A 24,428-nucleotide genomic window follows, 5' to 3' on the forward strand; every position below is an offset into this window, starting at 1 on the left:
GTGTTGTTGTGCTAGTGAGGTTGCTTCTATATGTATTTGTGTAATGCACTGCTTATAAGTGCTTGATGATATAAGGCTTTGGGATGGATCTCAGTGTGGCACTTAGAATGCGCATATGGGAAACATGGGTGAATTGAAAGCGAGTTTCAATTCTGGTGCGTAGGAGGGTGCTCAGTTAGAGAAAGAGAGGTTTTTATCAGTTAAAGTCACGTGCTTATTAGATGAGGAGAAAAGGCTATAGCGCGATTCTTGCCTGTTCTCTTCGCTTCATAAAGTGCAATGTCTGCGTTATTTAACATGTCCTCAAAGCATTCGCTGCGTTGAAGTGTCGCAGTGCCAAGGCTGGCCGATAAATTCACCTGTTGATAATCAATAGATAGAGTGCGACAAAGCTCAAACCGAATGCGTTCTGCAACAACTGCAACTTCACAAACATCGCATTCAGGCAGGACAACGACAAATTCTTCCCCACCAAAGCGACCGACCAAATCACAGCCTCGTACCGCATGTTCTATAAAGTCGGTTGATTCCTGAAGGACTTGATCCCCGGTCAAATGGCCGTAGCGGTCATTGATCAATTTGAAGCTATCCAGGTCAATCATGATCAGCGAAAGTGGATGGTTATAGCGTTGGGCGCGTTGTACCTCTTGTGCCCCCATTTCCTGAATGCGCTGACGATTATAAACCCGGGTGAGTGAGTCCCGTGTGGCCTTGGTATGTAGGTGTTGCCATTGCAATACAAGAATACCCGCCAATACTCCGACCACTACAGAGCCGACCATGCCGACTAAGCTGAACATCAGCATCTCCCAGCGACGGGATATGCGTGAAAGATCAACTGAGGCTGCAAGTTGCCAGTATCCCCCGGGAACGGGAATTGTGTGAGTGACTACGGGCTGTTTAAACACATCAGGGCTTCCGAAAAAGACACCTCCTTGTGCGCCCAAGCCATCAGTGCCACGGATAGCGTAGCGGGTCATGGTATCGCTTTCTTCCGAAACGATCTCCGACAGCAGTCGATTGACGTCCAGGATTAAAGTAATAAACCCCCAGAACTGTTCTCCATCATGCTGGCCATCTGGAGAAATAAAAATAGGCTTACGTGCTATGGCTCCATAGCCGCCTTCGATCAGGTTTACGGGGCCTGCCAGTCGGAAGCGTTGACTGCGGATCGTTTCTTCTACGACTTTGCGTTGTCCAGGCAGTGATCGTAAATCAAGCCCAATAATGGCGTTGTCTTCAGAATGTGGATAAACCAGCTTGATTACGGCATTAGGGGCGACTTCAACTTGTTTAATTGTCGGGCGTTGATCCAGTAAGGGTTTCACCAATTGTTGAAAGTCGTTGTAGCTTGGGTTGGGTGCCAGACGTAATAAGCCTTCAACTGCATCTATGACGATCAGGTTTTCGGCGAGGGCTTTGCCAAGAATAGCTTTATATTGCCCAGCATGTTCAGACGCATGGCTGACGCTCATTGAACGCTGCCAACGGTACTCAGCGTAGGTCATGAGTAATGTGACCGTCATTGCAATACAGCAGGTGACAACACCTACCAGTATTGGGAAAAAGCTCGAACGGTTTCGTTGAATACCCATACAGCTGCACTCGTTGGGACGGGTTACTCAATTAAGTATAGATCACTCAAGAATTTTTGAAGTATGATTTTTTTTCTATCATATTGTTTTTCAATATATTAATGAAAAACACCTGTTTGAATTCGAGAAGGATTGTTGTGTGTGACGATGACGTTTTGATTTTCTCAGGAAGAAAACCGGAGAGCTTGAGAGAGGGGGTTGAGAGACTTGGAATAAAACAGGGGCCTTAAAAAGGCCCCAAAGAGAGGTGTGCTCTTAGTGTCCTAAGAGGGTCCCGAAAGAAGGTTGGCGGCTGAAGTTCAGCTTTTGCTTAGCGAAACGCACTGCGGCCGCAATAGAACTGATCAATGAGGTGAATGTATCGACCAATGCCTGCTCACGCAGCATTTGAGCTTCACGCAGATAGAAATCCATATCAGGTTCGCCAGCTTCGTTAGTACGGATTACAATTTCGTTCTGCATTTTATTCACCAGATGTATTAAGTTTACGTGACCTGACGTTCGGATAAGATTCGTCGGTCAGTACGGCCCGAAACAGAGATTTGGCTGGGTAAGCCCCGTGTTATCTGTGCTCTAACCGTAGATCAGTCAGTTGATGGGGTTTATACTAAAGTCTACGTGGCTGCTAGACAAACGACAGTTTCTCAGCTTATTGATTAGAAAAATTCATCAATTCAGGCCTTGGTTCACATCCGTGGTCGCTGGAGAGAGTTATCAGACGTTTACCCCCTTTAAATGCGTTGCGCAGTTTTGAAGCTGCCGCTCGTCTCGGTAGCTTTAATCAGGCTGCTGACGAGCTGTTTGTGACGCCTTCAGCGGTCAGTCATCAGGTGAAAGGGTTGGAGGCGTTTTTGGGAATGCCTCTGTTTCGGCGTGAAAAGCGCAAAGTGTTTCTCACGACGGCGGGGGAAAAGTATCTGGTTGCGATTCAGCTGGCGCTGGATGAGGTGGACAGTGCTACCCGACGGTTGATGGCGTCCCCAAACGCGGGTGCTGTAAATATCGCGGTTGCCCCCGCATTTCTGACACGCTGGCTAGTGCCTCGTTTGGCCGATTTTCAGAAGCAATATCCTGATGTAGAACTGCGCTTGAGCACATTGTCGGGCGCGATCGATTTTGAGCACTCCGATACGGATATGGCGATCTACTTTGGTGACGGCCGCTGGAAGGGGGTGGAAGCACACTTTATGCGTCATTCCGCCATTATGCCGGTATGCAGTCCGCTGTTATTGGAGGAAGGGCGCCTGAAAACCCTTCGGGATCTGAGGGAGCACACGCTGATCCATGTATCCAGCCGCAGTCAGGAGTGGAATCAGCTGTTGCGTCAGGAAGGCGTCGGATGGTCGCGTGATCAAAAAAGCCTGACATTCTCCAACACCTCGCTTGCATTGAATGCTGCGATGGAAGGGTTGGGGGTGGCATTATCAGACAGCCAGCTTATTGAGCGCGAGGTTCAGTATGGTCAGTTGGTGCAGCCTTTTGATGTGGTACTGAAGTCTGCACGGGATTTTTATCTGGTGTATTCCAATAAACGTCAGCCGACATACGGTATGGAATCCTTTCGTGATTGGTTGATGGTCAAGATGGAAGAGTCCCGCCAATCAGACTGATACTGGCAATCATACCTAAAGTTCGCTAGATTACTGTTTTTATATACAGTAAGTATCTGGCGAATCTCATGATCCTCTACATTGCAGAAAAACCCAGCCTCGGGCGAGCGATCGCTGATGTGCTTCCGAAGCCACACAAAAAGGGAGAAGGCTTTGTGCGGGCAGGGAATGGAGATGTAGTGACCTGGTGTATCGGCCATTTGCTGGAGCAGGCTGAGCCGGATGCTTACGATCCCGCCTATAAAAAGTGGACATTAGAAAGCCTGCCCATTGTTCCTGATCAATGGCAACTCAAACCTAAACCCAAAACTCGCAAACAGCTCAGCGTCATCCGTAAGTTGATGAAGGAAGCCGATCAACTGGTCCACGCGGGTGATCCCGATCGCGAAGGGCAGTTGCTGGTGGATGAGGTGATCGAGTTTATCGGGTTGCCCGCAGCTAAGAAAGCGACCATTCAGCGCTGCCTGATTAGCGATCTCAACCCGCCTGCCGTGAAGCGTGCGCTCAGTCGTTTACGCGAAAACCGCGACTTCATTCCGCTTTCCACGTCGGCGTTGGCGCGTTCAAGGGCCGACTGGTTGTACGGCATGAATATGACCCGTGCCTATACGCTGCAGGGTCAGAAAGCCGGATATAACGGCGTGTTGTCTGTGGGGCGAGTGCAAACACCCGTGTTGGGATTGGTGGTAAGGCGGGATCGGGAAATTGAAGCATTTCAGCCCAAGCCGTTTTATGAAGTGATTGCCCACTTGGTGACGCCAGACGGGTCGCGTTTTACCGCCAAATGGCAGCCGAGTGAGGCGTGTCGGCCCTATCAGGATGAAGACGGCCGTGTCTTGTCCCGTCCACTGGCTGAGAATGTCGCTAACCGGATCACTGATAAAACAGCGTTGCTGAGCAAGCTAGAGCAGAAAGAGAAACAACAAGCCGCGCCGCTGCCTTACAGCTTGTCCTCATTGCAGATTGATGCGGCAAAACGTTTTGGCATGAGTGCACAGCAAGTGCTGGACGGTTGTCAGGCGTTGTATGAAAAGCACAAACTGATCACCTATCCGCGTTCTGACAGCCGCTACCTGCCGGTGGAGCAACATGCTCAGGCACCATCGGTTATATCTGCCATCAACAGCAACTGTGCTGAGTTTGAAAAAGCGCAGGGGATGCTGAATCCGGTACAAAAAAGCAAAGCCTGGAACGACAAAAAGGTTGATGCGCACCACGCGATTATTCCCACTGCAAAAAACAGTGATCTCGGGCGTTTGGGGAAAACGGAACGGCAGATCTATGAACTGGTTGCCCGTCAGTATCTTTATCAGTTTCTACCCGCCTATCGTTATTTTGAGACCAAGGTTGAGGTGATGATTGAAGGCGGACGTTTTACGACGACCGCCCGACAACCTTTAGAGCAGGGCTGGAAAATATTGCTGGGTAAGCAGACACCTGACAAAGATGACGCAGAGCAACAGACCCTGCCAGCTCTGACTCAGGGCCAGAACTTGCATTCAGAGCGTGGTGAAGTGATAGAAAAAATCACCCAGCCACCTAAATACTTTACGGATGCAACATTGCTTGCCGCGATGACCGGAATCTCCCGTTACGTGACCGACAGTGATATTCGAAAAGTGCTGAAGGATACGGACGGTCTGGGAACGGAAGCAACCCGTGCAGGCATTATCGAACTGTTGTTTAAGCGTGGTTTTCTGAGCCGTGAAGGTAAGGCGATTCGGGCGACCGAAGCGGGTGGCGGTTTGGTGGATGCATTGCCCGACAGTGCGTCCAAGCCTGATATGACCGCGCATTGGGAATCACAGTTGGATGCAATCAGCCAGAAACACGCAAGCTATCAGAGTTTTATGTCTCCGTTGTTGGGGCGTTTGAATGAGCTGATCGCTCAGGCAGTGACGGTTGTCCCCTCCAGTTTACAGGGGTTGCCATCAAAACCGGTTAAGCGTCGACGTAAGCGTGCCGCGGGTACAGGTACGCGTAGTCGTAAAACGACATCGAGCAAACGTAAGCAGTCGGCTAGAGATCTGAGTTGAAATAGACTCATTTGTCGCAGTGTTGTTTGGGGAGGCGACCTTGTTTACGCAAGCGGCGCCGGGTGGCTCCGTGATAGTAGCGTTGCACGGCCGGATAAATGATGGGCAGCTGGAGTAGCCACGCTAAGGGCTTAAACAGCGTTGTGTGTGACCAGAGGCGGATAAATGCGTCCAAACCTTTGATGACCTGACGATCCTGATTGATCAGATGAAGCTCTAGCATGGCGTCGATGGGTTGAATGTTGTGTTGGTGCAACCAGTCCTCCTGACCGGTGATATCAAACCAGTGAATGGCAGGGTCCTTGCACACTCGTTTGAACTGCGCCATCTGGCGCAGGCAGATCGGACATAATCCGTCATATAAAACCCACAATTCCTCATTTTTGTTGGAGTGCTTCATGTCTCAACTCTTAAAAGATGCCTACGATCAGGTTTACCTGCAGCGTTTGGCTGACTGTTGTTCACAAGCCTATCCGGCTTTTCCGGCTGAGCGTTTTTTGCAGTCGGTGTTTGATGAGCAATGGGCATCACGTGAGCTTAAAGCGCGGAGCCAGCACATTCGTCACTGTCTGCATTCAGCGTTGCAGCAACCCTATGAAAAAGCGATTACCGTGCTGATGGATGTTGCGCCCTCATTCAGCGGTTATGAGGCGCTGTTTTTTCCGGACTATGTGGAAGCATATGGCCAGCAGCACTGGGATATTTCCATGGAGGCTATGCAATGGTTGACTCGATTTTCCAGTGCAGAGTTCGCTGTGCGGCCGTTTATTATGGCGGAGCCGGAGAAAATGATGGCGCAAATGCTGCGCTGGAGCGAACACGAGAATCATCATGTACGGCGTCTTGCCAGTGAAGGTTGTCGTCCAAGACTACCCTGGGGGCAGGCGTTGCCGGAGTTTAAGCGTGATCCTGCACCGATCTTACCTATTCTGGATAACTTGCGGCATGATGAGAGTGATTACGTGCGGCGCAGTGTGGCGAATAATCTGAACGATATTGCGAAAGATAATCCAGACGTGATGATTCGTTGGGCGCAGCAATATTTTGATCAAAGTCCATTGAGTGATTGGATTATCAAGCACGGCAGCCGAACGCTGCTGAAACAAGCGCATCCGGATGTGATGGCACTGTTTGGTTATCACCCGGCTGAAGATATCGCCGTTGCTAAATTGCAGCTGGAACGTGAGTCTCTGCACATCGGTGATGAGCTTCTTTTTAGTTTTGAGCTGGGGGTGTTGCAGGGAGATTTGGGTCGGCTGCGAATTGAATACGCGGTGGACTATATGAAAGCCAATGGGCGGCAAAACCGTAAGGTGTTCAAAATCACCGAGGGGGAGTTTGATGAGACACGCAAAGCGTTTAGTCGTCGCCAGAGCTTTCGTCAGATGACGACCCGTAAACACTACCCGGGCGAACATCGGCTGACAATTTTGGTGAATGGCGCGGAAAAAGCAAGCTTAGAGTTTCAGCTGTTATCTTGAAATTTATACCGTTATCTTGAGATTTTCTATGCTGTGTTTATCGTGTGCCGGCAATCAAGGCGTACAGTAAGAGGGCGGTTAAGTCGCTAAACAGAGAGTGATGGTCTATAAAAACCTTACTTAATTTGCTGGTACTGTCATTTATAGCTGTTACGGTGTTAATTCAGGTGTCATTCAGCGGCCTGGCGTCAGGGTGTGGCAGCACAATTTGGAGGTAACGCGTTATGGGTCTATTAGATGGTTTGCTGGGTAATGCCAGCGATGTTGATATTGATGAGTTAAAAGAAGAACTCGAACCGGTCCTTTACGAGGGCGAAGAGATTCGTTTGGCTTTTAAAGTGATCCGCGATAAATACATATTTACAGAATCGCGTCTGATCCTGATCGATATTCAGGGGATGACGGGTAAGAAACGGGAATATCTGACGATCCCGTATAAGTCGATTGTTCGTTTCTCAGTCGAAACATCCGGCCATTTTGATATGGATTCTGAGCTGAAGATTTGGTTGTCAGGTATGTCTGAGCCAATGGTTAAAGAGTTCAAAGGTGGCGATAACATTACTAACGTACAAAAGGCGTTGGCTGCGGGTATGTTCGGTAAGGCCTAAACTGATAGGCGTACATATACAGTGTAGGTTAAGCGTGGAATCGCACGAGATCGGCGGGTGGTGTCTGGTCTGAATCAGTCGCTAATCAGTCTTCGCCAGAGATCATCTGGCTGAGCCATTCATGGAGGGAGAGGCAGTGTTAAAGCAGGTATTGGTTTATTCTGATTCATTAACGTGGGGGATCATACCGGGAACCCGAGAGCGACTGGATTTTGATCAGCGCTGGCCGGGTGTGCTGGAAAATGGTCTGATATTGGATGAGCACCATGTTCGAGTGGTGGAAGACTGTCTGAACGGCCGTCGTACGGTGTGGGAAGACCCGTTTAAGCCTGGCCGTAATGGTATCGAGGGCTTGGCCCAGGCCGTTGAGATGCACTCTCCGTTGGCGTTAGTGATCATCATGCTGGGCAACAATGATTTCCAGTCAATGCACCCTCATACCGCATGGCACGCGGCACAAGGGGTGGGGACATTAATCAACGAGGTAAGAACTGCACCGATTGAGCCGGGTATGCCAGCGCCACCCATTCTGGTGGTGTGTCCGCCGGTCATTCAGGCACCTAAAGGTCCTATCGCCGATAAGTTTGTAGGCGCAGAAGAGAAAGCTGCAGGATTGGCGCTGGAAATGCGTAAAGTGGCCGCAGCAGAAGGTTGTCATTTCTTTGATGCGGGAACTGTCACAAAAACCAGCGCGGTGGATGGTGTGCATCTGGATGCGGAACAGCACTTTGCCTTGGGGCGTGCGCTGATTGATGTCATCGATAAGATACTGGATCGTGATTTCTGATCGCAGAAATATGATTTAACGCTGCGCCCGAATGTGAGTGTTCGACAGTGTTGAGCGTGCCGTAGTGGTTGCAGGACGTAAATCGCTACGGAAGGTTTTGTCTTCAATAGATGCTTTAGCAAGGATGCTGGATGTTTAAGTGTGTTTTTACTCTGGTCATAGTGGCCAGTCTTTCGATGCCTGTGCTGGCAGCAAAAAAATCTGATTCAACCGTGTATAAAGTTAAATGGAAGGAACGTTCCGGTCGAATTTTGCATGAATCTGTGTGCTACAACTACGATGATGGCAGTATCCCTTACCGTCGTTGCCGGGTTCAGGCACAAAGGCATTTTGTGCAGCAGTGTCGGCATTTCACCGCAAAGTATGAAAAAACTAAAAGACCTTACAACCAGTCATTCCGGAAAAAGCGGGATAAGTTCTGTTATTCAGCAGACCGCTATTATCCGTTCTAACGGTCTGACATGGTGTGTCTTGAGGTGGGTTGTTTCTTAGCGCGGACGACTTGCCGGCTGCATGTCGGACATCCAGGGGTGGTCTTCCAGCATACTCAGCAAATGATCGATGAACAGTCGCACTTTTGGGCTGAGGTGACGGCGGCTTGGATAAAGCGCATGTACCTCTGTACCAGGTAAGTGATAGTCCTCCAGTACTTGTATCAAATCACCGCGTTCCACTTCGCCTCGACAAAATGCTCGAGGCAGGCGGGCAATGCCAAGCCCTTGTACCGCCATATCGCGCATGAACATCAGGTTGTTGGCTTTCAGGCGTGCATTGATCGTCACGGGTGCACCATTATTCCAATTATCAAAGGCCCAGTTCAGACTGTTAGACAGACGGCCCAGACAGCTGTGCTTGGACAGTTCTCCCGGTGAATTGGGCGTGCCGTGTATTTTGATGTATTCCGGCGATGCGTAAAGTCCACCCGTGATGGAGGCAATTTTACGCGCGATCAAACTGGAGTCGTCCAGATGACCCACGCGCAGTGCCAGATCTATTCCTTCTTCAATCAGGTCAACCACCCGCGTAGACAGCTCCAGTTCTAGCTGGATTTTTGGGTAGGTGCGCATGAAGTCGGAGATGACATCGTTCATCAGGAAAATGCCCATCTCCGGTGGCATCGTAATACGCAGGCGGCCTTGGGGTTCCGAATGGTGAGCGGAGACCAGATCAGGCAGTTGTTCCAGTTCGTCAATCAGTGGGCGGCAGCGCTCAAACAGCTCCTGACCTTCATCGGTCAGCTTCAGCTTCCGGGTTGTCCGTTGCAGCAGTCTGACACCAAGATCGTCCTCAAGCTGTCCAATACGACGGCTAATGGTTGATTTCTGAATGCCTAATGTTTCGGCTGCCGCGGTAAAGCTGTTGGTTTCGACAACACGCAGGAAGAGACGTACATCGTTCAGATTCATAAAGCGCTGGTACCCCGGACAACTTAGATGGAGGCGGTAACTGGAATTTACACAAGGATTGTAGCGTAAAATGGAACAATCGATAGGCGAGTATGGATCAAAGGCTTTGAAGAAGCAAAGCGGTGAACATTAAGATTTCGATCAGGGAGGTGTGTTAAAAAAGCAGGGCGTGGGCGGATAAGGGTGAATGAGTCACCACTCATCCATTTCAAGATCGTACAGGCGTTCGACTGCGTCTTTCAGATGGAAGATCAGATCTGTGTATTTATCGGTATCGTCTTCAATGTCGAGATCGCTCAGCCGGTCTGCGGTTTGCTCAAGGCTTTCCCCTCGACCGTCCAGCCCATAATCATCCATCAGCCAGACCAGCAGACCAGTCACTTCCGCAGCGCTGTTGACCAGATCCAGGTCATCCAGATAGAACTCACGTACCTGTTTTAACACAACCATCAATGGGGCGTTGTTATCGGTCTTGACGTACAACTCCAGCAAATCGCCTGCCTGAGTGATGCGATAGTCGTCATCACTCTGTGGCTGGTTATCAATCTCAGTCTGGTTCTCAAAGGACTGCAGAGAGGCAGTATCTGATTGATAGTTACGCAGGATAAACATGGGTCAGCCTTAACGCAGTTTACGGACGACGTTCATGCCATCGCGTACGGTGAGGAAGGTGTTTTCGACGTTTGGATCGTCAGCAATACGGCGGTTCATCTCCACCAGTACATCATCGATCTCGGACTCAGGCTGCAGGACTTTGCCAGACCAGAGTACGTTATCCAACACGATCATGCCGCCCGGACGGGTTAACTCCAGCACGCGTTCGTAGTAGTTCATGTAGTTGCGCTTATCCGCATCGATAAAGCTGAAATCCAGTGGGGCCAGTTCGCCTTTGGCCGTCAGGTCGTCGATGGTGTCGAGTGCGCGACCAAAAATCACGTCGATTTTATGGCCGTGCGGGCTGCGGTCATAAAATGTTTGGGCAAATTCGATCGCACGCGGGTTGGTTTCGCAGCAGATCAGTTTGCCGTCATCGGGCATACCTTCGGCGATAGACAGGGCGGAGTAACCGGTGAACATGCCAATTTCCAGGCAGTTCTTTGGCTGTGCCAGCTGTACCAGCATCTTCAGCGTACGGCCGACCAGGCGGCCAGACAGTTTCTGGGGCCAGCCCATGTTTTTGTTGGTTTCGTCGATCAGTTCTTGTAGCAATTCCGGTTCACGGGTGGTGTTCAGGAATGCGTAATCTTCGATGGCTTCGTTAACGATGAAGTCTGACATGGGGGCTAAGGTATCTCTTTTAACATCACTTTGCTGGCCCAGACCTCGTAGGACGGTGAACCGTCAGCTGGGGTCAGGCGAAATCGGCAGAGGATAATATCACTTTCCGGGCATTCGATGATAATGGCTTTTGCCTTGGCGGGCGCTTTAGCACATCCCTGTTCCGGTTTTTGACCAACACCGTAAAGTGACCAGCTCAGTAGTTGCCGGTACTGAACTTCGGTTTCGCAGGCGCTGTAGGTCCCATCAATGACTTCGTACTGGGTCTCGGCATGCACTGCAGAGCTGAGACATAAGCTGAGCGTAAAAAGAATCGGAAGTAGTGATTTCATAAGGGATTACACAATGATATGGGGTAAAAAGCGTGACAAGTCCTGAGTAATCGGACCGGTGTCTTCCCGTATTGAGATGCCTGCGGGTGCATCGTTCACCAGCCAGGAACCGATCAGCGTATAGTTATCGCCGAATTTGGGAAGTGTATGCCATGCTTGCAGGATATAACCTTCTTCTCCATAAGGGCCGTCACCTTGGATGAGTGTATTGCCGTTCTGGTGGACGGAGATGTTGGCGCCTTCGCGGGAAAATATTGGCTTGCGAACATATTTGCTCAGGTTAGCGGCACCAGGGTCATCCTCGAAGTAGGCTGGTAGCAGGTTCGGGTGACCTGGAAACAGTTTCCACAGCTGGGGAAGCAGGGCTTTGTTGGAGATCACTGATTTCCACAAGGGTTCAAGGAAGCGGCAATGATTGCCCGAAATGTGAGCGCCGTATTCTTCCCGGTGCATAAACTCCCAGGGGTAAAGCTTAAACAGCCAGCTGATGTTGTTGTCCTTGAGATCGGTAAACCGATTGCGGTCGCTCAGGCCTATATCTTCTACATAGACAAATGCGCAGCGGATGCCGGCTTGTTCTGCGCAGTCTTGTAAATATTGTACGGTGCCACGATCTTCATCGGTATCTTTACAGCACGCCAGATGCAGAGTGTGGTTGGGCATGGTGGGTTTGAGCTGGGCAAAGCGATTGATCAGCAGCTCCTGTAAGGCGTTGAACTGATCCGCACTTCGGCTGATATGACCGTTGTTCACCTGATCCTCTAACCATAACCACTGCCAAAATCCGGTTTCATACAGGCTGGTGGGCGTGTCAGCGTTATTTTCGTAAAACTTTGCAGGTCCCTGGCCATCGTAAGCCAGATCAATGCGGCTATAGAGGCTGGGTTCACGTTCGTACCATGATGTCGCGATCTGATCCCAGAACGGTTCTGGAATGCAAAATCGGGTCATCAACTCTTCGCTACGAACAACCCGATCCACCACTTCAAGGCACATCTGGTGGATTTCCGCGGTGGGGTCTTCCAGATCATTTTCGATCTGTTGCAGCGAAAACTGGTAGTACGCACTTTCGTCCCAGTAGGGTTCGCCATGCATGGTATGGAAGTGAAAGCCAAATTCACGGGCTTTCACTTTCCAATCGGGGCGTTCAGGGAATGGGATGCGAAGCATCTATCCGCCCCAGGACGATGATGAACGGCTGGAGATTGTTTTGCCGAAACCGCCACGGCCAAGCGTACGAGAACTGCCTTTTAAAGGGGTGAACGCTTTATTGCCAACGCTTAGTTTGCGTTTATCCGCATCGCCGAACAGGGCTCCGTTAGCACCAACCCACTTGTTATAAGAGCTGGCATTTTTGCTTTTACCCAGTGCTTTGGGTCGATCAAAGTCCAGATCATATTCGTCGCTGGTTTGTTCATTTTCTCCCAGCATAAAACCGGCCATCAGCGGGTAAAAGTAACGCGTGCGTTGCTCACAGCTGTTGTAACCAAAATCGTACTCACAGTTGGACATGGACAGATAACGTGGTGCCGTCCGGTTCCATTCGCCTAACGCTTTCTGATACGCCATTTCACAGCGTTGGAGATCTAACGGATTATCCAGTTCGCATTCACCAATGGTGCGATAAATAAACGCGTCGGTGCTGTCGCAGCCGGTTAGCATATAGCTACCGCCCAGTACGATGCTGACTTTGGCCAGTTGCGCCGCTGACAGGTCGGGCAGCTTGCGCATTTTATTCAGGTTTATCTGACGGGATCGTTTCATCCGTGATGCCTCCCTTAATAGGTTAGAGACGCGGCGTTAAGGATGCCGATCGCAATAGACACTGCCCCCAGTACAATCCCTGCAGGTATTTCGTTGTCCTGAATGCGCTGGCTGATCAGGGGCATAAACATACGTACAACAAAAAATGCGACGATCTGGGCGATTAGTGCTATGACGGCCCAAACTGCAAAATCGACAATCGACACAGAGTTTGTCGCTGCACTTCCCAGTGCGATTGAAAAGCCGATAACTGCACCACTTAAGGCGCAGGCTGCAGCGCTATTTTGATTTTTCACCAGCGCCCATTCGTCGTACGGGGTCACTAAGGTGTAGAGAAATTTGAACAGCAATAACGCGACCAGCGACAGGCCAAAGTAGATTGCGAAGTTGGTCAGGCCAAGCAGCAAAGATTCAAAGGCTTCCATGCAGGTCTCCTATCTATAAAGTGGGTTTAATGGGCTGATAGTTTGGCCCAGTCAAAAGATTTAATTCGGTTGTCGGCGATGTAATAGAGGGTGCAGCCCGCTTTGACACGTTGATCTAATGACGGGTTGATCTCCGGGCGACCATCGGAATCCAGGTCTATCGCAATCAGCGTCGCACTGTAATGTTCTTTCAGTGGGATATAAAAATCGCGCACGGATAACTCAGGCATCCCCGCTGGATACTGAATTGAGAACTGTGTCATACCCTCCGCTACACTAAGTAGCTCGCGGTGCAGGCAGCTGGATCCCGGATCCATAGCGGCTTTGACCATCAGCTCGGTGGATACTGACGGTGTGCACTCAATAGTCGGGCAGTGTTCCTTCAGTAAGCGTGCCAGCGAATCATCGCGGAAAAAGGCGATGATATGCGCACCCACATTCTGTCCATACGCGTATAACCCGGCAGTGAGTGTAAAGTCATCCTGCGCGGTATCGATGATGATGGTGGAGGCATCGGACAGGCAGGCTCGGGCCATATCATGATCATCGTTGAACGCTTTGGCGCGCACAAACTCGATTTCACCCGGAAGCGGATTTTCCATCGCACCGGTGACACATAAACAGATTTTTCGTCCCTGATTCTGCGCGGCTTCCAGCAGTAGCAGGCGTAACATATCGGGTGTGCGTTGTTCGTCCCAGCCAATGACAACAATATGGTCGCTGAGGGTGAGTTGTTTGAGGCCCATGATTCCTTTTCTCCACTGATGTGCGCTAAACGCGGCAACTTTACCTGCGGTCAGGGCAAACAGGCTTAGACCAAAGGGGATGACAAAGAAGGCAACGATCAGTTTACCTTCGGCTGTTGTTGGGGATAGATCGCCATAACCCACCGTGGAGGCGGTTACCAGCAACCAATAGAGGAAGTCACTACCGGTGAGTCCTTGTTCTCCGGCGGCGGTTAGCATGCCCCAGCTGACTGCAATATACAGCAGTACCAGTAGCATCATGGCTTGCCAGTTCATCTGTTTGAAGTGGCGATTGAGCACTTTGCGAACGTATTTAAACAGCAGCACAGCAGGCGAATTTCCTTACTCGGTGAAACACAAATCATACTGTGCTTCCGCAGGGGCTTCTAGTGGTGTTCGGGTGGTATTGATGGCTGTGGCGGGTCTTTTAGGAAGGATCACCGGTGACTCGGATGAGGTCACCGGTTAAGGTCAAAATCAGAATGACTGTCGAAACGCGTCCGCGGTCATTATTGGGCGGGCCATCGATGTTGCTATTGTTGCTGCTTGTTGGATTAGCGTGGCATTACTTTCCGCCTGATTACCATTCATATCGTGCAGGTTGTTCTCAAAACCGACTCGAATGTCACCGCCCAGTGCGATAGCGGTGGCCGCGCAGCGGTGTTCCTGCTGACCGAATGCACAGACTGCCCAGCGTGTATCATCCTGCAGGGCTGAGAGCATTGGAATCAGATCCGTGGGTTCTGATTGTTGGGTTTTGCTATAACGCCCCAGAACGAACAAAAGGTGGTGTTTATCCTTCGGTAAAACACCTTCCTCTTTGAGCTGTTGGTAGCGTATGACATCTTCGGCCGAGTAGAGAATGTACTGGGCGATGATGCCTTGGTTATGCACCCAGTCAAAAAATGCTCCACCACGCTGCTTGTCTGCATTGCTGTTGCTTGGGATCAGCTCTCGTACCGCAAAAGAGGCGGCTTCGGGTCTTAACTCCCGAATGAGTTGAATCTGTTGTTCGGGGCTGAACTGGCCAACTGCTTCGGTGGTGAGCTGGATGACCACATCGGTGTTTAATTCTCGTCGTACAGCCTCCATGAATACGCGATTAATGGCCGGGTCCAGTGTGTGTTTGCCTGCGGAGTCTCGTGCATGAAGGTGAACGACCGCAGCGCCAGCAGAAACGGCCGCCCGCGTTTCAAGTGCAGCTGTGTCAGGCGTAACAGGCAGGCGAGGGTGGTCGGATGGCATACGGCGCGCCCCGTTTGGAGCCACAATCAATGCGATATCAGTGTTGGTCATGTCCTGTTTTCTCCGGTTATGCATGAAGCTTTTTGAAACTGGTGTTCACGGCGATCTCCAGCTTGTCGACCAGTTCGTCGATCTGAGTATCGTTAATGATAAACGGCGGTGCCAGCAGAATGTGGTGGCCATCACGACCGTTGATCGTGCCCGACATGGGGTAACACATCAGCCCGTTGGCCATAGCTTCCGCTTTGATTGCGGTATGAATAGACGATTCGATCGGTAATGGTTGTTTGCTGTCTTTGTCTGCAACCAGTTCGATGCCAACAAAAAGCCCCCGTCCTCTGATGTCGCCAATGTATGGATGATCAGAAAATGTGTGGTGAAGCCGGTTAAACAGCTTGGTGCTCATTTGCTTTACGTTATTCAGCAGTTGATCATCCTGAATCGTCTGTTGTACGGCCAGAGCTGCAGCGCAGGCAACAGGATGTCCCATGTAGGTATGACCGTGTTGGAAAAAACCAGTGCCCGATGAAATTGCATCAAAGATCCTTTGCTGAACCATGACAGCACCGATGGGTTGGTATCCCGCACCGAGGCCTTTTGCTAATGTGATCAGGTCGGGTTCAATGCCGTCCTGTTCGCAGGCAAACAGTGTGCCGGTGCGCCCCATGCCGCACATCACCTCGTCCAGAATCAACAGAACGCCATATTGATCACAAATCTCGCGAATGCGTTTCAGATAACCCGTCACTGCGGGTACCGCACCGGCGGTCGCGCCGACAACAGGCTCAGCGACAAAGGCCGCCACGTTTTCTGGGCCTAACTCGCGCAGCTTTTCCTCTAGTTGATTAGCCATACGCTGGCCGTATTCGAACTCACTCTCATTGGGGTGTTGGTCCCGGTAGGCGTAACACGGATCAATGTAGTGAGCGTCAGTCATGATGGCGGCAAAGGGCTCGCGGCGCCATTGATTCCCGCCCACGCCTAATGCACCCAGAGTATTGCCGTGGTAGCTCTGACGGCGAGTGATGTAGAGATGGCGTGAGGGCTGTCCAATCTCCAGAAAATACTGGCGAGCCATCTTAAGTGCGGCTTCGACGGATTCGGAACCGCCGGACGTAAAATAGACTTTGTTCAACGTGCCTGGGGCGTTTATCGCTAGAAACTCAGCCAGCTGCTCTGCCGGTTCTGATGTAAAAAAGCCTGTATGAGCAAAAGTCATGTCCTGAACTTGCTTCTGGACGGCGTCAATAACCCGAGGATGGCCGTATCCGAGACTGGTAACCGCTGCGCCGCAGCAGCCATCCAGATACTGATTGCCATTCTGATCTGTTAAATAGATGCCATGACCCCCTGTTGCTGTTGGGAGGTTAGCATGGCAATGACGATGGAATACGTGTGACATATCGGGCCTTGGATAAATATCGGATAGGTATGATTCTGTGGGTGTATTAAAGAAGGCTTCGCTTATTTCAACAAACGACTTATTATCGTGGGGTATGAGTTTTTGGAATGTCTTTGCGAGAGTCTGAATGCGACGTTTTTTACCCCCGTTGAACTCCCTGAAAGCGTTTGAAGCGGCAGCGCGTCATCTGAGTGTGACAACGGCAGCCGAAGAGCTTTGTGTGACGCAAGGCGCGGTGAGTAAGCAGATTCGTCAACTGGAAAGTCGTTTGGGGGTTGGTTTGTTCGAGCGGCGGGCGAACGGGATTTTACTGACTGCCGCCGGACAGCAGTATCTCCCGTTTGTCACCGCGGCACTGGATTCGCTTGATAGCGCGACCGAGCAATTGCAGCGGGGGACCCGGCGGCGAGAACGGTTGCTGCTGAGTGTGACGCCTTCTTTTACCAGTAGCTGGCTGATCTCCAGAATTCATGACTTTGAGCAGCAATACCCACATCTACAGGTCGATTTGATTTCCGGAGACGGTAAACCTGATTTTGCGGGGACGGAAGTTGATATGGCGATCCGCTGCCTGCTACCGGAAAGAGCCGGTCAATATCACCGGGTGCTGGTTAATGAGCGATTGCTGCTAGTGGCGTCGCCTGACGTGCTTGAGATGAAGTCGATGCTACAGCCCTTGGATCTGTTGCAGCATCGTTTGTTAACCCAAGTCACGCGGCCAGGAATGTGGGATGAGTTTTTACAGCAGCTTGGGTTGGAAGCAACACATGCAACATATGGTGCTGGATTTGAACATTTCTTTATGTCCATTAAAGCAGCAGAAGAGGGCTTAGGGCTGGGGTTGATTCCAGACTTTCTGGCACAGGAGTCGATCAGTAAAGGACGATTAGTTAACCCGCTCGGGTTGAGTGTCATGAGTGGCTTTGCCTACTATCTTTTCTGTCCGGGCTACAAGGCCGAGTTACTTAAAGTGATTCAGTTTAGGGATTGGCTGGCGCAAGAGCTGTTATCTGCACCTTTATAAGGTACAAAAAAATACCCCGCCTGAGACGGGGTGGAAGTGTTTCCGGATATGACTATCGAAGAAACTTCCGGGCTGTTTCAGATCATGCCTGTCCAGCACCCGTTGTTCTCTCAGAAAGTAGAGTGATATATCGGTAACTTGGGTTTTCGATGCTATCAAACAAATCTTTAAATTACAAAATAGAATAACGTTATTCTTTAGGATTATATGTGGTGCGACTTCCGGTGGGTGGGTTGGGCGCGCCAAATTACGTACAATAGCCTGAAATTATTCGTATTTTGGAGAACGTTCACGTGGAAGTGGAACTCAAATTACTCTACGTTTTTCTGGCAACCGGCTTGGTATCGATGTCTGCAGCGTTGAGTGCGGGTGCGCTCAATAAATTGGCTGATGAAAATAAACCGTCATTTATGCAGACTCGTAACGGTGCGGTCAGTGTGATCATGGTGGGTAATCTCTCGGCATTGACCTTGCTGTTTTCAATGGCATTCGGTTTCCAGAATTTTCAATGGTGGATTCCACTGAGCTGCATGTTTATCTCGTTCCCAGTGATGCATGTTGTGCTGTTTCAGCGCCTGTTTGGTGACGCGAAAAACCTGTTTATCATGACGCCGCTTGTCATAGCGTCAACCGTGACACTCTATTACTACTGGTAACCCGCCTGATGGACTTGTCCCAGATATTTAGTACACCACTTGATCCGGTCAGCCTTCTACTTGGATTTTCCTCCGGATCTCTAATCAGTGGCGGTGTTATCTGGGGCAGATTGAAGGCGCGCACAGCGGAGCTTACGCAGCAAACGCAGAAGCTCATGGATGCTGAGGTTCAGCTTAATGCTCAGGCGGAACAGCTGGCGATACAGCAGGTACAAGTGCAGGAGCAGGAAGTTGCTCATGCACGGCTTGAAGAGCGTTTGACGACACTGGGGCCTCTGCAAAACCAGAATCAACAGCTCAATGAAGAACTGACGCTGGCACGTGAAGAGGTTGTTATTCGCAGTCAGGATTTTGCAGAGCTGGAGACGCGATTAGAAGAACGTTCGGCTCAGCTTGATCTCTTGCGTCAGAATGCCAAAGAACTGGCTGCGTTGGCGGAAAAACGTCAGCAAGATCTGAGTGCCCGTAATAATGCCTTTGCTGAACTGAAAACCCGTCTTGATGCAGAGCGTCAGGCTCACGCAGATAAGTTGCGGACGCTGGAAGAAGCACGTGATCAGCTGAAAACAGAGTTTCAGAACCTGGCAAATAAGATCTTTGAGGAGAAATCTGCGAAGTTCAGCCAGACCAATCAGGAAGGGTTGGGACATATCCTCAATCCGTTGCGTCAGCAGTTGGGTGATTTCCGTAAGCGGGTGGAGGATGTCTATGATCGCGAGGCGAAGGATCGTCGTTCCCTGTATGAACAAATTGGCCACCTGAAACAGCTCAATCAGCAGATGAGCCAGGATGCAGTGAACCTCACCAATGCACTCAAAGGTGAGAGTAAAACGCAGGGTAACTGGGGTGAGGTGATTCTGGAGCGGGTGCTGGAAGAATCAGGACTGCGGCGTGGACATGAGTTCGAAACACAAGTGTCGCTGTCTGAATCAGGTAAGCGTTATCAGCCTGATGTTATCGTGCATCTGCCCGATAACAAAGATGTCATCGTCGATGCCAAGGTCTCCCTGACCGCCTACGAGCGTTATTGTTCGACTGAAAACGATCAACAACGGCAACAATTTCTGCGTGAGCATCTCCAGTCACTCCGTGGACATGTGCGTGGGCTGAGTGACAAAGCTTATCAAGGTCTCGAAGGCGTTCGCTCACTGGACTTTGTACTGTTGTTTATTCCGGTTGAAGGGGCCTTCATGCTGGCGCTGGAAAATGATCACGGCCTGTTTAATGATGCGTTCGAGCGCAATATTATGCTGGTGAGTCCTGCAACGTTGTTGGTGACCCTGCGCACGATTCATAACATTTGGCGCTATGAACACCAGAGTCAGAATGCCCGTGAGATCGCCAAGCGTGGCGGTGAGTTGCATGATAAGTTTGTCGGCTTCGTCGAGGCGATGGATGATATTGGTCGTCATATAGAACGCACCCGTCAAGCGTATGATACGGCGACAAACCGTCTTTCAAAAGGGCGGGGTAATCTGGTCAATCAGGCTGCCATGCTCAATCAGCTTGGTGCTAGTGGGAAAAAGAAGCTGCCGGAAAGTTTGCTTGAAACCGCATTTGAATCTGCGTTGGAAACATCCATCGGTTTAGATAAGGCGGATGCAGGAGAGGATGCATCATGATATCCGTGATCGGGTACGGCTCATTGCTGTCTGAACAATCGGCGCGGGAAACGGTGCCCGAGCTGGAAAACTTTCGTTTAGTGGAAGTGCCGGGTTTCCGCCGGATCTTCAACAAGGTCGGCATCGTTTTCTTCAGTCGTCACGGTGCGAGTGAAACTGATCTTGAGATCGCCTCCTGTTCAACTGAGGCATGCAGCGAGGCCAGTATTGTTTGTAGCCAGTTTGAATGCAGCGAAGAGGCGTTTCTGGGCCTGTATGAACGTGAGCATCGTTTTCGCTGGATTGAAGTCGAGACACTGGGTCAGCGCGGTGAGCGTTCATTGGGCCGGATCTGTACGGGATATAATGATCAGGACTATCGGTTGAACAAGTGCATCACTGACGATGAGTACCAGCGTCGTGTCGGGCAGTTTTATTCAGGGGCTCTCTGGCGTGATGACATTCTACCGTTTCCCCGATATTTGGCGTTCTGTTTGCAAGCCGCCAGCAGTCAGGGGGAGGCCGTATTAGATAACTTCCTTGATAACTCCTACTTAGCCGATGGCATGACAAGTATCCGCCACTATTTGAAATCCGCTCCTGCGTTGGCTGATTGGCATGTGATGGATACTGGGTACAGCTACACACGTAATAATCCCCCACAGCGTTAACTAATCCTGAGGTACGTGTGTCCGACGCACGATCTCTGTTGTTTGCACCATCCCCAACTTTAAGTTTCTGAGCGCCTAACCGCTCCTGCTATTCATTCTGAAACTCTCCTGTCTTTGACTCTCGTTGCATTCGCTTTCTGTATTTTTCTCACGGGTTGGCGTATCGCCTGCCAAAAAAACGTATTTTTTTATCGTTATGGTGAGATTATTTTTCTGTATGAATAATAATCAGTTTTAATCAAAATTCGATTTTGAAAACATGGTGAAAAATCAATATTAAATATTGAAAACCCGGTGAAAAATCAATATTAAGTTTTGAAGTTTATTTATTTCATCAAAATTAAGTTTTGATTTGTCAGTCATTCTTTAAATGGTTGATGCTGTTGGGTTTATTAAAATTACACGGTAAACTGCGCCCGCTTTGATGCGGTAGCCGCTTGAAAAACAACAATAATTTCTCTTAAGGCTGGCTGAAGTCGGCCGATAACATTTATACGAAAATTAAGGCTTGATTGTTCACGTGAGCATGCTTTACTTGTCAGCGTAGAGAAAATATACGTTCAAAAATTAAGCGGTTTTTCTCTATTTGCTCTAAAGTGCTTAGTGTTTAAAAAGCAAACAATGTGAGAAAAACAGTGGCTGATTCAAATATGATCGTCGCACTAGATATAGGTACCGCTAAGGTAGTTTGTCTGGTGGCCGAGGTCGGACCCGATAGAGAAGTGCAGGTGGTGGGCGTTGGCTCTCATGCTTCTCGTGGTCTGAAGCGCGGCGTCGTTGTGAATATTGAGTCAACCGTCAATTCAATTCAGCGAGCAGTAGAAGACGCGGAATTGATGGCGGGCTGCAAAATACATTCTGTAAACGTGGCTTTAGCGGGTAGCCATATCAGTGCAATCAATTCTCAAGGAATTGTGGCGCTGAAGGACCGCGAAGTGACTGCGCAGGATCTGGAGCGTGTAATAGATGCAGCGCGTGCTGTGCCAACACCTGCAGATCAACGTATTTTGCATATTTTGCCGCAAGAATATGCGATTGATAGTGAGCAAGGTATCAAGGAGCCACTGGGTATGTCCGGTGTGCGTCTTGAAGCCAAGGTTCATCTGGTGACAGGTGCGGCAAACGCCATCCAAAACATTGAAAAGTGTGTGCGGATGTGTGGTCTCGAAATTGATTCGCTGGTACTGAGTCAGCTGGCTTCCAGTCACTCCGTACTCACTGAAGACGAAAAAGATCTCGGTGTTTGTCTGGTTGATATCGGTGCAGGCACAAGTGACATGGCCGTCTATGTAGGTGGGGCTTTGTACCACACTGCGGTTGTTCCCGTGGCCGGGGATCAGGTCACAAATGACATTGCGGTGGCGTTGCGTACGCCAACGCAGAACGCAGAAGATCTGAAGATTAAATATGCATGTGCACTCTCTCAGCTGGCGAGCGCACATGAAATTGTTAAGGTCCCGAATGTGGGGGATCGCCCGGCAAAAGAGCTGTCGCGACAGGCGCTTGCTGAAGTGGTTGAACCACGTTACGAAGAACTGTTTGTGCTGATTCAGAAGGAATTGAAGCGCAGCGGATTCGAAGGACTGATACCAACCGGCATCGTGTTAACCGGTGGTACGGCTCGCATGGAAGGAGCGATTGAGCTGGCTGAGGAAATTTTCCACATGCCCGTGCGCCTGGCATCGCCAAAAGGCCTCGGCAGTATGTCGGATATTCTGGGTAATCCCATGTATGCCACGGCGGCAGGATTACTCAGACTTGCAGATGTAAACGAACAAGATGGGGCTAGCACATCCGTATCGATAGTAGAGCCAGAGAGCTCTGAGTTTCAGGTCGTGCAGCCAAACCTGATCCACCGGATGAAATCCTGGATTCAGGCAAACTTTTAATGGGTGAAAAGGTGCGCAAAGCGCAACTGGCGTTATGGGTTGGCGCCAACCTAGAGGGGAAATAGACATGTTTGAGTTGGTCGATAGTATCCCGCAGAGTGCTGTGATCAAAGTGATCGGCGTAGGCGGTGGCGGCGGTAATGCCGTGCAGCATATGGTTACCACCGAGGTAGAAGGTGTTGATTTTATCTGTGCAAATACCGATGCGCAGGCTCTGGAGAATATGGCGGCGCAGGCCGTTATCCAGATCGGCGGTGAGATGACTAAAGGCCTTGGTGCTGGTGCGAACCCGGACGTGGGACGTCAGGCAGCAATGGATGATCGTGACCGTATCGCAGAGATGCTTTCAGGTGCCGATATGGTATTTATCACGGCGGGTATGGGCGGAGGTACTGGTACCGGTGCGGCGCCAGTTGTGGCCGAAGTTGCGCGTGATATGGGTATCCTGACAGTTGCAGTCGTGACTAAGCCGTTTTCATTTGAAGGCCGTAAACGCCTGAAGATTGCGGATGAGGGCATCAAAGAATTAAAAGAGAATGTTGATTCCCTGATCATCATTCCAAACCAGAAGCTGTTGCCGGTACTGGGTAAAAACACCAGTTTGATCAACGCCTTCAATACTGCAAACGACGTATTGAAAGGTGCGGTTCAGGGCATTGCTGATCTGATTATCCGTCCGGGTATGATCAACGTCGACTTTGCAGATGTTCGCACCGTTATGTCCGAAATGGGCATGGCGATGATGGGTAGCGGAGCGGGTCGCGGTGACAACCGTGCGACCGAAGCAACTGAAGCTGCGATCAATAGTCCGCTGCTGGAAGATGTTGACCTGAAAGGTGCCAGCGGCATTCTGGTTAACATCACCGCCGGATTGGATCTGAGCTTGGGTGAGTTTTCTGAAGTGGGTAACATCGTTGAAGAATACGCATCGGACTCTGCAACGATTGTTGTGGGTACGGTCATTGAGCCGGAGATGAACGACGAGCTGAAGGTTACCGTCGTTGCGACAGGTCTGGGTCGTGCGCAAGAACAGGAAGTGCGTGTAGTCAGCACGGGCGGCGGTCGCGCTGCTGCTGCAACAACCGACTATAGCCAGCTGGAGCTGCCAACGGCGATGCGTAATCGTGCAGAAGCAGAGAAGTCCAAGCGTGTAACGGAAGCAACCCGCGAGCCAGAGCCAGAAATGCAGAATGGCCGCACGGGAACTGATGATATGGATTTCCTGGATATTCCAGCGTTCCTGCGTCGTCAGGCCGACTAAGTCGGTTATCAGTTACCATTGCATTAGCCGTCCGGTGAGAATCGGGCGGCTTTTTATTGCCTGTTTTTCGGGCAATAAAATCGGGTGATGCTTGCGAATTATACAGATATAAAATTAAGCCGAAAAAACGTAACTAATTGCTTGATTCAGAAGGATAACTACATTAAAGTACGCACCTCGTTTGAGGCGCTGCCTGCAGTGCTTAAAGCGAAGTTCGGTGAGGTGTCCGAGTGGCCGAAGGAGCACGCCTGGAAAGTGTGTATACGGAAACGTATCGAGGGTTCGAATCCCTCCCTCACCGCCATCCGAATTTAAAACGAAGAAGCCCTGGTTTAGCGACCGGGGCTTTTTTGTATCTGCGATATTTGATGGGAGGGTGAGAACCCTCGTGGTTCGAGCCGAGCGTAGCGAGACAACAGCGGAGCTCGCGACGCTGGCCCCGGAGGGGCGAAGTAATCCCTCCCTCACCGCCATCCGAATTTAAAACGAAGAAGCCCTGGTTTAGCGACCGGGGCTTTTTTGTATCTGTGATGTGCGATGGTATTCGTTATCTGAGACGCTGAGCTGGAATGCCACGTAATATCTCATCTGTGTGTGGTAACACCTATGAA

General features: G+C 50.4%; 25 protein-coding genes, 1 tRNA gene and 1 other RNA gene. 14 read left to right on the forward strand and 13 right to left on the reverse strand.

Annotated elements, in window-relative coordinates; genetic code table 11:
* Window positions 1–206: 206 nt before the first annotated feature.
* Together IOQ59_RS07550 and IOQ59_RS07555 are read right to left on the reverse strand one after the other, a co-directional pair.
* Window positions 207–1,595 carry a diguanylate cyclase gene (locus IOQ59_RS07550; protein ID WP_193952666.1) on the reverse strand — a complete coding sequence of 463 codons (1,389 nt, stop codon included), beginning with the start codon at window positions 1,593–1,595 and terminating at the stop codon, window positions 207–209.
* A 255-nt stretch (window positions 1,596–1,850) separates the two neighbouring features.
* A complete protein-coding gene (locus IOQ59_RS07555) occupies window positions 1,851–2,057 on the reverse strand; it encodes an RSP_7527 family protein (protein ID WP_193952667.1) in 207 nt (68 codons plus the stop codon).
* A gap of 251 nt (window positions 2,058–2,308) precedes the next feature.
* On the opposite strand from IOQ59_RS07555, the gene gcvA reads away from it, so the two are divergent.
* Window positions 2,309–3,205 (forward strand): transcriptional regulator GcvA, encoded by an 897-nt coding sequence (gcvA, locus tag IOQ59_RS07560; RefSeq protein ID WP_193952803.1) that lies wholly within the window; start codon window positions 2,309–2,311, stop codon window positions 3,203–3,205.
* A gap of 68 nt (window positions 3,206–3,273) precedes the next feature.
* Window positions 3,274–5,241 (forward strand): DNA topoisomerase III, encoded by a 1,968-nt coding sequence (locus tag IOQ59_RS07565; protein WP_193952668.1) that lies wholly within the window; start codon window positions 3,274–3,276, stop codon window positions 5,239–5,241.
* 7 nt (window positions 5,242–5,248) lie between these two features.
* On the opposite strand, the gene IOQ59_RS07570 is transcribed toward IOQ59_RS07565, so the two are convergent.
* A complete protein-coding gene (locus tag IOQ59_RS07570; protein WP_193952669.1) occupies window positions 5,249–5,641 on the reverse strand; it encodes a thiol-disulfide oxidoreductase DCC family protein in 393 nt (130 codons plus the stop codon).
* On the opposite strand from IOQ59_RS07570, the gene IOQ59_RS07575 reads away from it, so the two are divergent.
* The 4 genes from IOQ59_RS07575 to IOQ59_RS07590 all read left to right on the forward strand — a co-directional run bounded on the left by IOQ59_RS07575 (window position 5,640) and on the right by IOQ59_RS07590 (window position 8,569).
* On the forward strand, window positions 5,640–6,722 hold the full coding sequence (locus IOQ59_RS07575) for a DNA alkylation repair protein (protein ID WP_193952670.1): 1,083 nt from the start codon (window positions 5,640–5,642) through the stop codon (window positions 6,720–6,722). The two genes, IOQ59_RS07570 and IOQ59_RS07575, sit on opposite strands and share 2 nt — an antisense overlap.
* 224 nt (window positions 6,723–6,946) lie before the next feature.
* Complete coding sequence (locus IOQ59_RS07580; RefSeq protein ID WP_193952671.1) at window positions 6,947–7,330, forward strand: PH domain-containing protein; 384 nt, start codon at window positions 6,947–6,949, stop codon at window positions 7,328–7,330.
* Window positions 7,331–7,466: 136 nt separating this feature from the next.
* Window positions 7,467–8,117, forward strand: a complete 651-nt coding sequence (locus tag IOQ59_RS07585) for an SGNH/GDSL hydrolase family protein (RefSeq protein ID WP_371871835.1) — start codon at window positions 7,467–7,469, stop codon at window positions 8,115–8,117.
* A gap of 131 nt (window positions 8,118–8,248) precedes the next feature.
* On the forward strand, window positions 8,249–8,569 hold the full coding sequence (locus IOQ59_RS07590) for a hypothetical protein (protein WP_193952673.1): 321 nt from the start codon (window positions 8,249–8,251) through the stop codon (window positions 8,567–8,569).
* A 36-nt stretch (window positions 8,570–8,605) separates the two neighbouring features.
* Here the strand turns inward: IOQ59_RS07590 and IOQ59_RS07595 are convergent, their stop codons facing one another.
* The 10 genes from IOQ59_RS07595 to IOQ59_RS07640 form a co-directional block, all read right to left on the reverse strand.
* A complete protein-coding gene (locus IOQ59_RS07595) occupies window positions 8,606–9,523 on the reverse strand; it encodes a LysR family transcriptional regulator (protein WP_193952674.1) in 918 nt (305 codons plus the stop codon).
* Between the two features lie 192 nt (window positions 9,524–9,715).
* Window positions 9,716–10,135, reverse strand: a complete 420-nt coding sequence (locus tag IOQ59_RS07600) for a hypothetical protein (protein ID WP_193952675.1) — start codon at window positions 10,133–10,135, stop codon at window positions 9,716–9,718.
* A 9-nt stretch (window positions 10,136–10,144) separates the two neighbouring features.
* Window positions 10,145–10,801, reverse strand: coding sequence for a class I SAM-dependent methyltransferase (locus tag IOQ59_RS07605; protein WP_193952676.1), 657 nt, complete (start codon window positions 10,799–10,801; stop codon window positions 10,145–10,147).
* 5 nt (window positions 10,802–10,806) lie between these two features.
* Window positions 10,807–11,133, reverse strand: coding sequence for a hypothetical protein (locus IOQ59_RS07610; RefSeq protein WP_193952677.1), 327 nt, complete (start codon window positions 11,131–11,133; stop codon window positions 10,807–10,809).
* Between the two features lie 6 nt (window positions 11,134–11,139).
* Window positions 11,140–12,303: a glutathionylspermidine synthase family protein gene (locus tag IOQ59_RS07615; RefSeq protein ID WP_193952678.1), complete on the reverse strand. Its 1,164-nt coding sequence runs from the start codon at window positions 12,301–12,303 to the stop codon at window positions 11,140–11,142.
* A complete protein-coding gene (locus IOQ59_RS07620) occupies window positions 12,304–12,897 on the reverse strand; it encodes a DUF1190 domain-containing protein (protein WP_193952679.1) in 594 nt (197 codons plus the stop codon).
* Between the two features lie 14 nt (window positions 12,898–12,911).
* Entirely contained in the window at window positions 12,912–13,322 is a 411-nt protein-coding gene (locus IOQ59_RS07625) for a DUF350 domain-containing protein (protein WP_193952680.1), read from the reverse strand.
* A 26-nt stretch (window positions 13,323–13,348) separates the two neighbouring features.
* Window positions 13,349–14,395: an ion channel gene (locus IOQ59_RS07630; protein ID WP_371871836.1), complete on the reverse strand. Its 1,047-nt coding sequence runs from the start codon at window positions 14,393–14,395 to the stop codon at window positions 13,349–13,351.
* A 150-nt stretch (window positions 14,396–14,545) separates the two neighbouring features.
* Window positions 14,546–15,364: a beta-keto acid cleavage family enzyme gene (locus IOQ59_RS07635; protein ID WP_193952681.1), complete on the reverse strand. Its 819-nt coding sequence runs from the start codon at window positions 15,362–15,364 to the stop codon at window positions 14,546–14,548.
* 16 nt (window positions 15,365–15,380) lie between these two features.
* A complete protein-coding gene (locus tag IOQ59_RS07640) occupies window positions 15,381–16,715 on the reverse strand; it encodes an aspartate aminotransferase family protein (protein ID WP_193952682.1) in 1,335 nt (444 codons plus the stop codon).
* 127 nt (window positions 16,716–16,842) lie between these two features.
* Here IOQ59_RS07640 and IOQ59_RS07645 point away from each other — a divergent pair, with 127 nt between their 5' ends.
* From IOQ59_RS07645 to IOQ59_RS07680, 8 genes are all read left to right on the forward strand, one after another.
* Window positions 16,843–17,739, forward strand: coding sequence for a LysR substrate-binding domain-containing protein (locus IOQ59_RS07645; RefSeq protein ID WP_193952683.1), 897 nt, complete (start codon window positions 16,843–16,845; stop codon window positions 17,737–17,739).
* A 293-nt stretch (window positions 17,740–18,032) separates the two neighbouring features.
* Window positions 18,033–18,395, forward strand: coding sequence for a hypothetical protein (locus IOQ59_RS07650; protein WP_371871837.1), 363 nt, complete (start codon window positions 18,033–18,035; stop codon window positions 18,393–18,395).
* Between the two features lie 8 nt (window positions 18,396–18,403).
* Window positions 18,404–20,017: a DNA recombination protein RmuC gene (locus IOQ59_RS07655; protein WP_228050757.1), complete on the forward strand. Its 1,614-nt coding sequence runs from the start codon at window positions 18,404–18,406 to the stop codon at window positions 20,015–20,017.
* The gene (locus IOQ59_RS07660; RefSeq protein WP_193952684.1) at window positions 20,014–20,667 is read left to right on the forward strand and encodes a gamma-glutamylcyclotransferase; all 654 of its coding nucleotides are present in this window, start codon (window positions 20,014–20,016) and stop codon (window positions 20,665–20,667) included. The genes IOQ59_RS07655 and IOQ59_RS07660 overlap by 4 nt, the downstream gene beginning before the upstream one ends.
* 650 nt (window positions 20,668–21,317) lie before the next feature.
* A complete protein-coding gene (gene ftsA, locus IOQ59_RS07665; RefSeq protein ID WP_193952807.1) occupies window positions 21,318–22,556 on the forward strand; it encodes a cell division protein FtsA in 1,239 nt (412 codons plus the stop codon).
* A gap of 67 nt (window positions 22,557–22,623) precedes the next feature.
* The gene (ftsZ, locus tag IOQ59_RS07670) at window positions 22,624–23,817 is read left to right on the forward strand and encodes a cell division protein FtsZ (protein WP_193952685.1); all 1,194 of its coding nucleotides are present in this window, start codon (window positions 22,624–22,626) and stop codon (window positions 23,815–23,817) included.
* 216 nt (window positions 23,818–24,033) lie between these two features.
* Window positions 24,034–24,121, forward strand: a tRNA-Ser gene (locus tag IOQ59_RS07675).
* Between the two features lie 52 nt (window positions 24,122–24,173).
* Window positions 24,174–24,290, forward strand: a non-coding RNA gene (locus IOQ59_RS07680) — RtT sRNA.
* The last annotated feature ends 138 nt before the right edge of the window (window positions 24,291–24,428 follow it).

The organism is Pontibacterium sinense (assembly GCF_015209595.1).
In the GTDB taxonomy this organism is placed as follows: Bacteria; Pseudomonadota; Gammaproteobacteria; order Pseudomonadales; family Balneatricaceae; genus Pontibacterium; species Pontibacterium sinense.

Coding starts and splice junctions, on each gene's coding strand:
- IOQ59_RS07550 (WP_193952666.1), bottom strand. CDS start 1,595: ATGGGTATTCAACGAAACCGTTCGAGCTTTTTCCCAATACTGGTAGGT.
- IOQ59_RS07555 (WP_193952667.1), bottom strand. CDS start 2,057: ATGCAGAACGAAATTGTAATCCGTACTAACGAAGCTGGCGAACCTGAT.
- IOQ59_RS07565 (WP_193952668.1), top strand. CDS start 3,274: ATGATCCTCTACATTGCAGAAAAACCCAGCCTCGGGCGAGCGATCGCT.
- IOQ59_RS07575 (WP_193952670.1), top strand. CDS start 5,640: ATGTCTCAACTCTTAAAAGATGCCTACGATCAGGTTTACCTGCAGCGT.
- IOQ59_RS07570 (WP_193952669.1), bottom strand. CDS start 5,641: ATGAAGCACTCCAACAAAAATGAGGAATTGTGGGTTTTATATGACGGA.
- IOQ59_RS07580 (WP_193952671.1), top strand. CDS start 6,947: ATGGGTCTATTAGATGGTTTGCTGGGTAATGCCAGCGATGTTGATATT.
- IOQ59_RS07590 (WP_193952673.1), top strand. CDS start 8,249: ATGTTTAAGTGTGTTTTTACTCTGGTCATAGTGGCCAGTCTTTCGATG.
- IOQ59_RS07595 (WP_193952674.1), bottom strand. CDS start 9,523: ATGAATCTGAACGATGTACGTCTCTTCCTGCGTGTTGTCGAAACCAAC.
- IOQ59_RS07600 (WP_193952675.1), bottom strand. CDS start 10,135: ATGTTTATCCTGCGTAACTATCAATCAGATACTGCCTCTCTGCAGTCC.
- IOQ59_RS07605 (WP_193952676.1), bottom strand. CDS start 10,801: ATGTCAGACTTCATCGTTAACGAAGCCATCGAAGATTACGCATTCCTG.
- IOQ59_RS07610 (WP_193952677.1), bottom strand. CDS start 11,133: ATGAAATCACTACTTCCGATTCTTTTTACGCTCAGCTTATGTCTCAGC.
- IOQ59_RS07615 (WP_193952678.1), bottom strand. CDS start 12,303: ATGCTTCGCATCCCATTCCCTGAACGCCCCGATTGGAAAGTGAAAGCC.
- IOQ59_RS07620 (WP_193952679.1), bottom strand. CDS start 12,897: ATGAAACGATCCCGTCAGATAAACCTGAATAAAATGCGCAAGCTGCCC.
- IOQ59_RS07625 (WP_193952680.1), bottom strand. CDS start 13,322: ATGGAAGCCTTTGAATCTTTGCTGCTTGGCCTGACCAACTTCGCAATC.
- IOQ59_RS07635 (WP_193952681.1), bottom strand. CDS start 15,364: ATGACCAACACTGATATCGCATTGATTGTGGCTCCAAACGGGGCGCGC.
- IOQ59_RS07640 (WP_193952682.1), bottom strand. CDS start 16,715: ATGTCACACGTATTCCATCGTCATTGCCATGCTAACCTCCCAACAGCA.
- IOQ59_RS07645 (WP_193952683.1), top strand. CDS start 16,843: ATGCGACGTTTTTTACCCCCGTTGAACTCCCTGAAAGCGTTTGAAGCG.
- IOQ59_RS07655 (WP_228050757.1), top strand. CDS start 18,404: ATGGACTTGTCCCAGATATTTAGTACACCACTTGATCCGGTCAGCCTT.
- IOQ59_RS07660 (WP_193952684.1), top strand. CDS start 20,014: ATGATATCCGTGATCGGGTACGGCTCATTGCTGTCTGAACAATCGGCG.
- ftsA (WP_193952807.1), top strand. CDS start 21,318: ATGATCGTCGCACTAGATATAGGTACCGCTAAGGTAGTTTGTCTGGTG.
- ftsZ (WP_193952685.1), top strand. CDS start 22,624: ATGTTTGAGTTGGTCGATAGTATCCCGCAGAGTGCTGTGATCAAAGTG.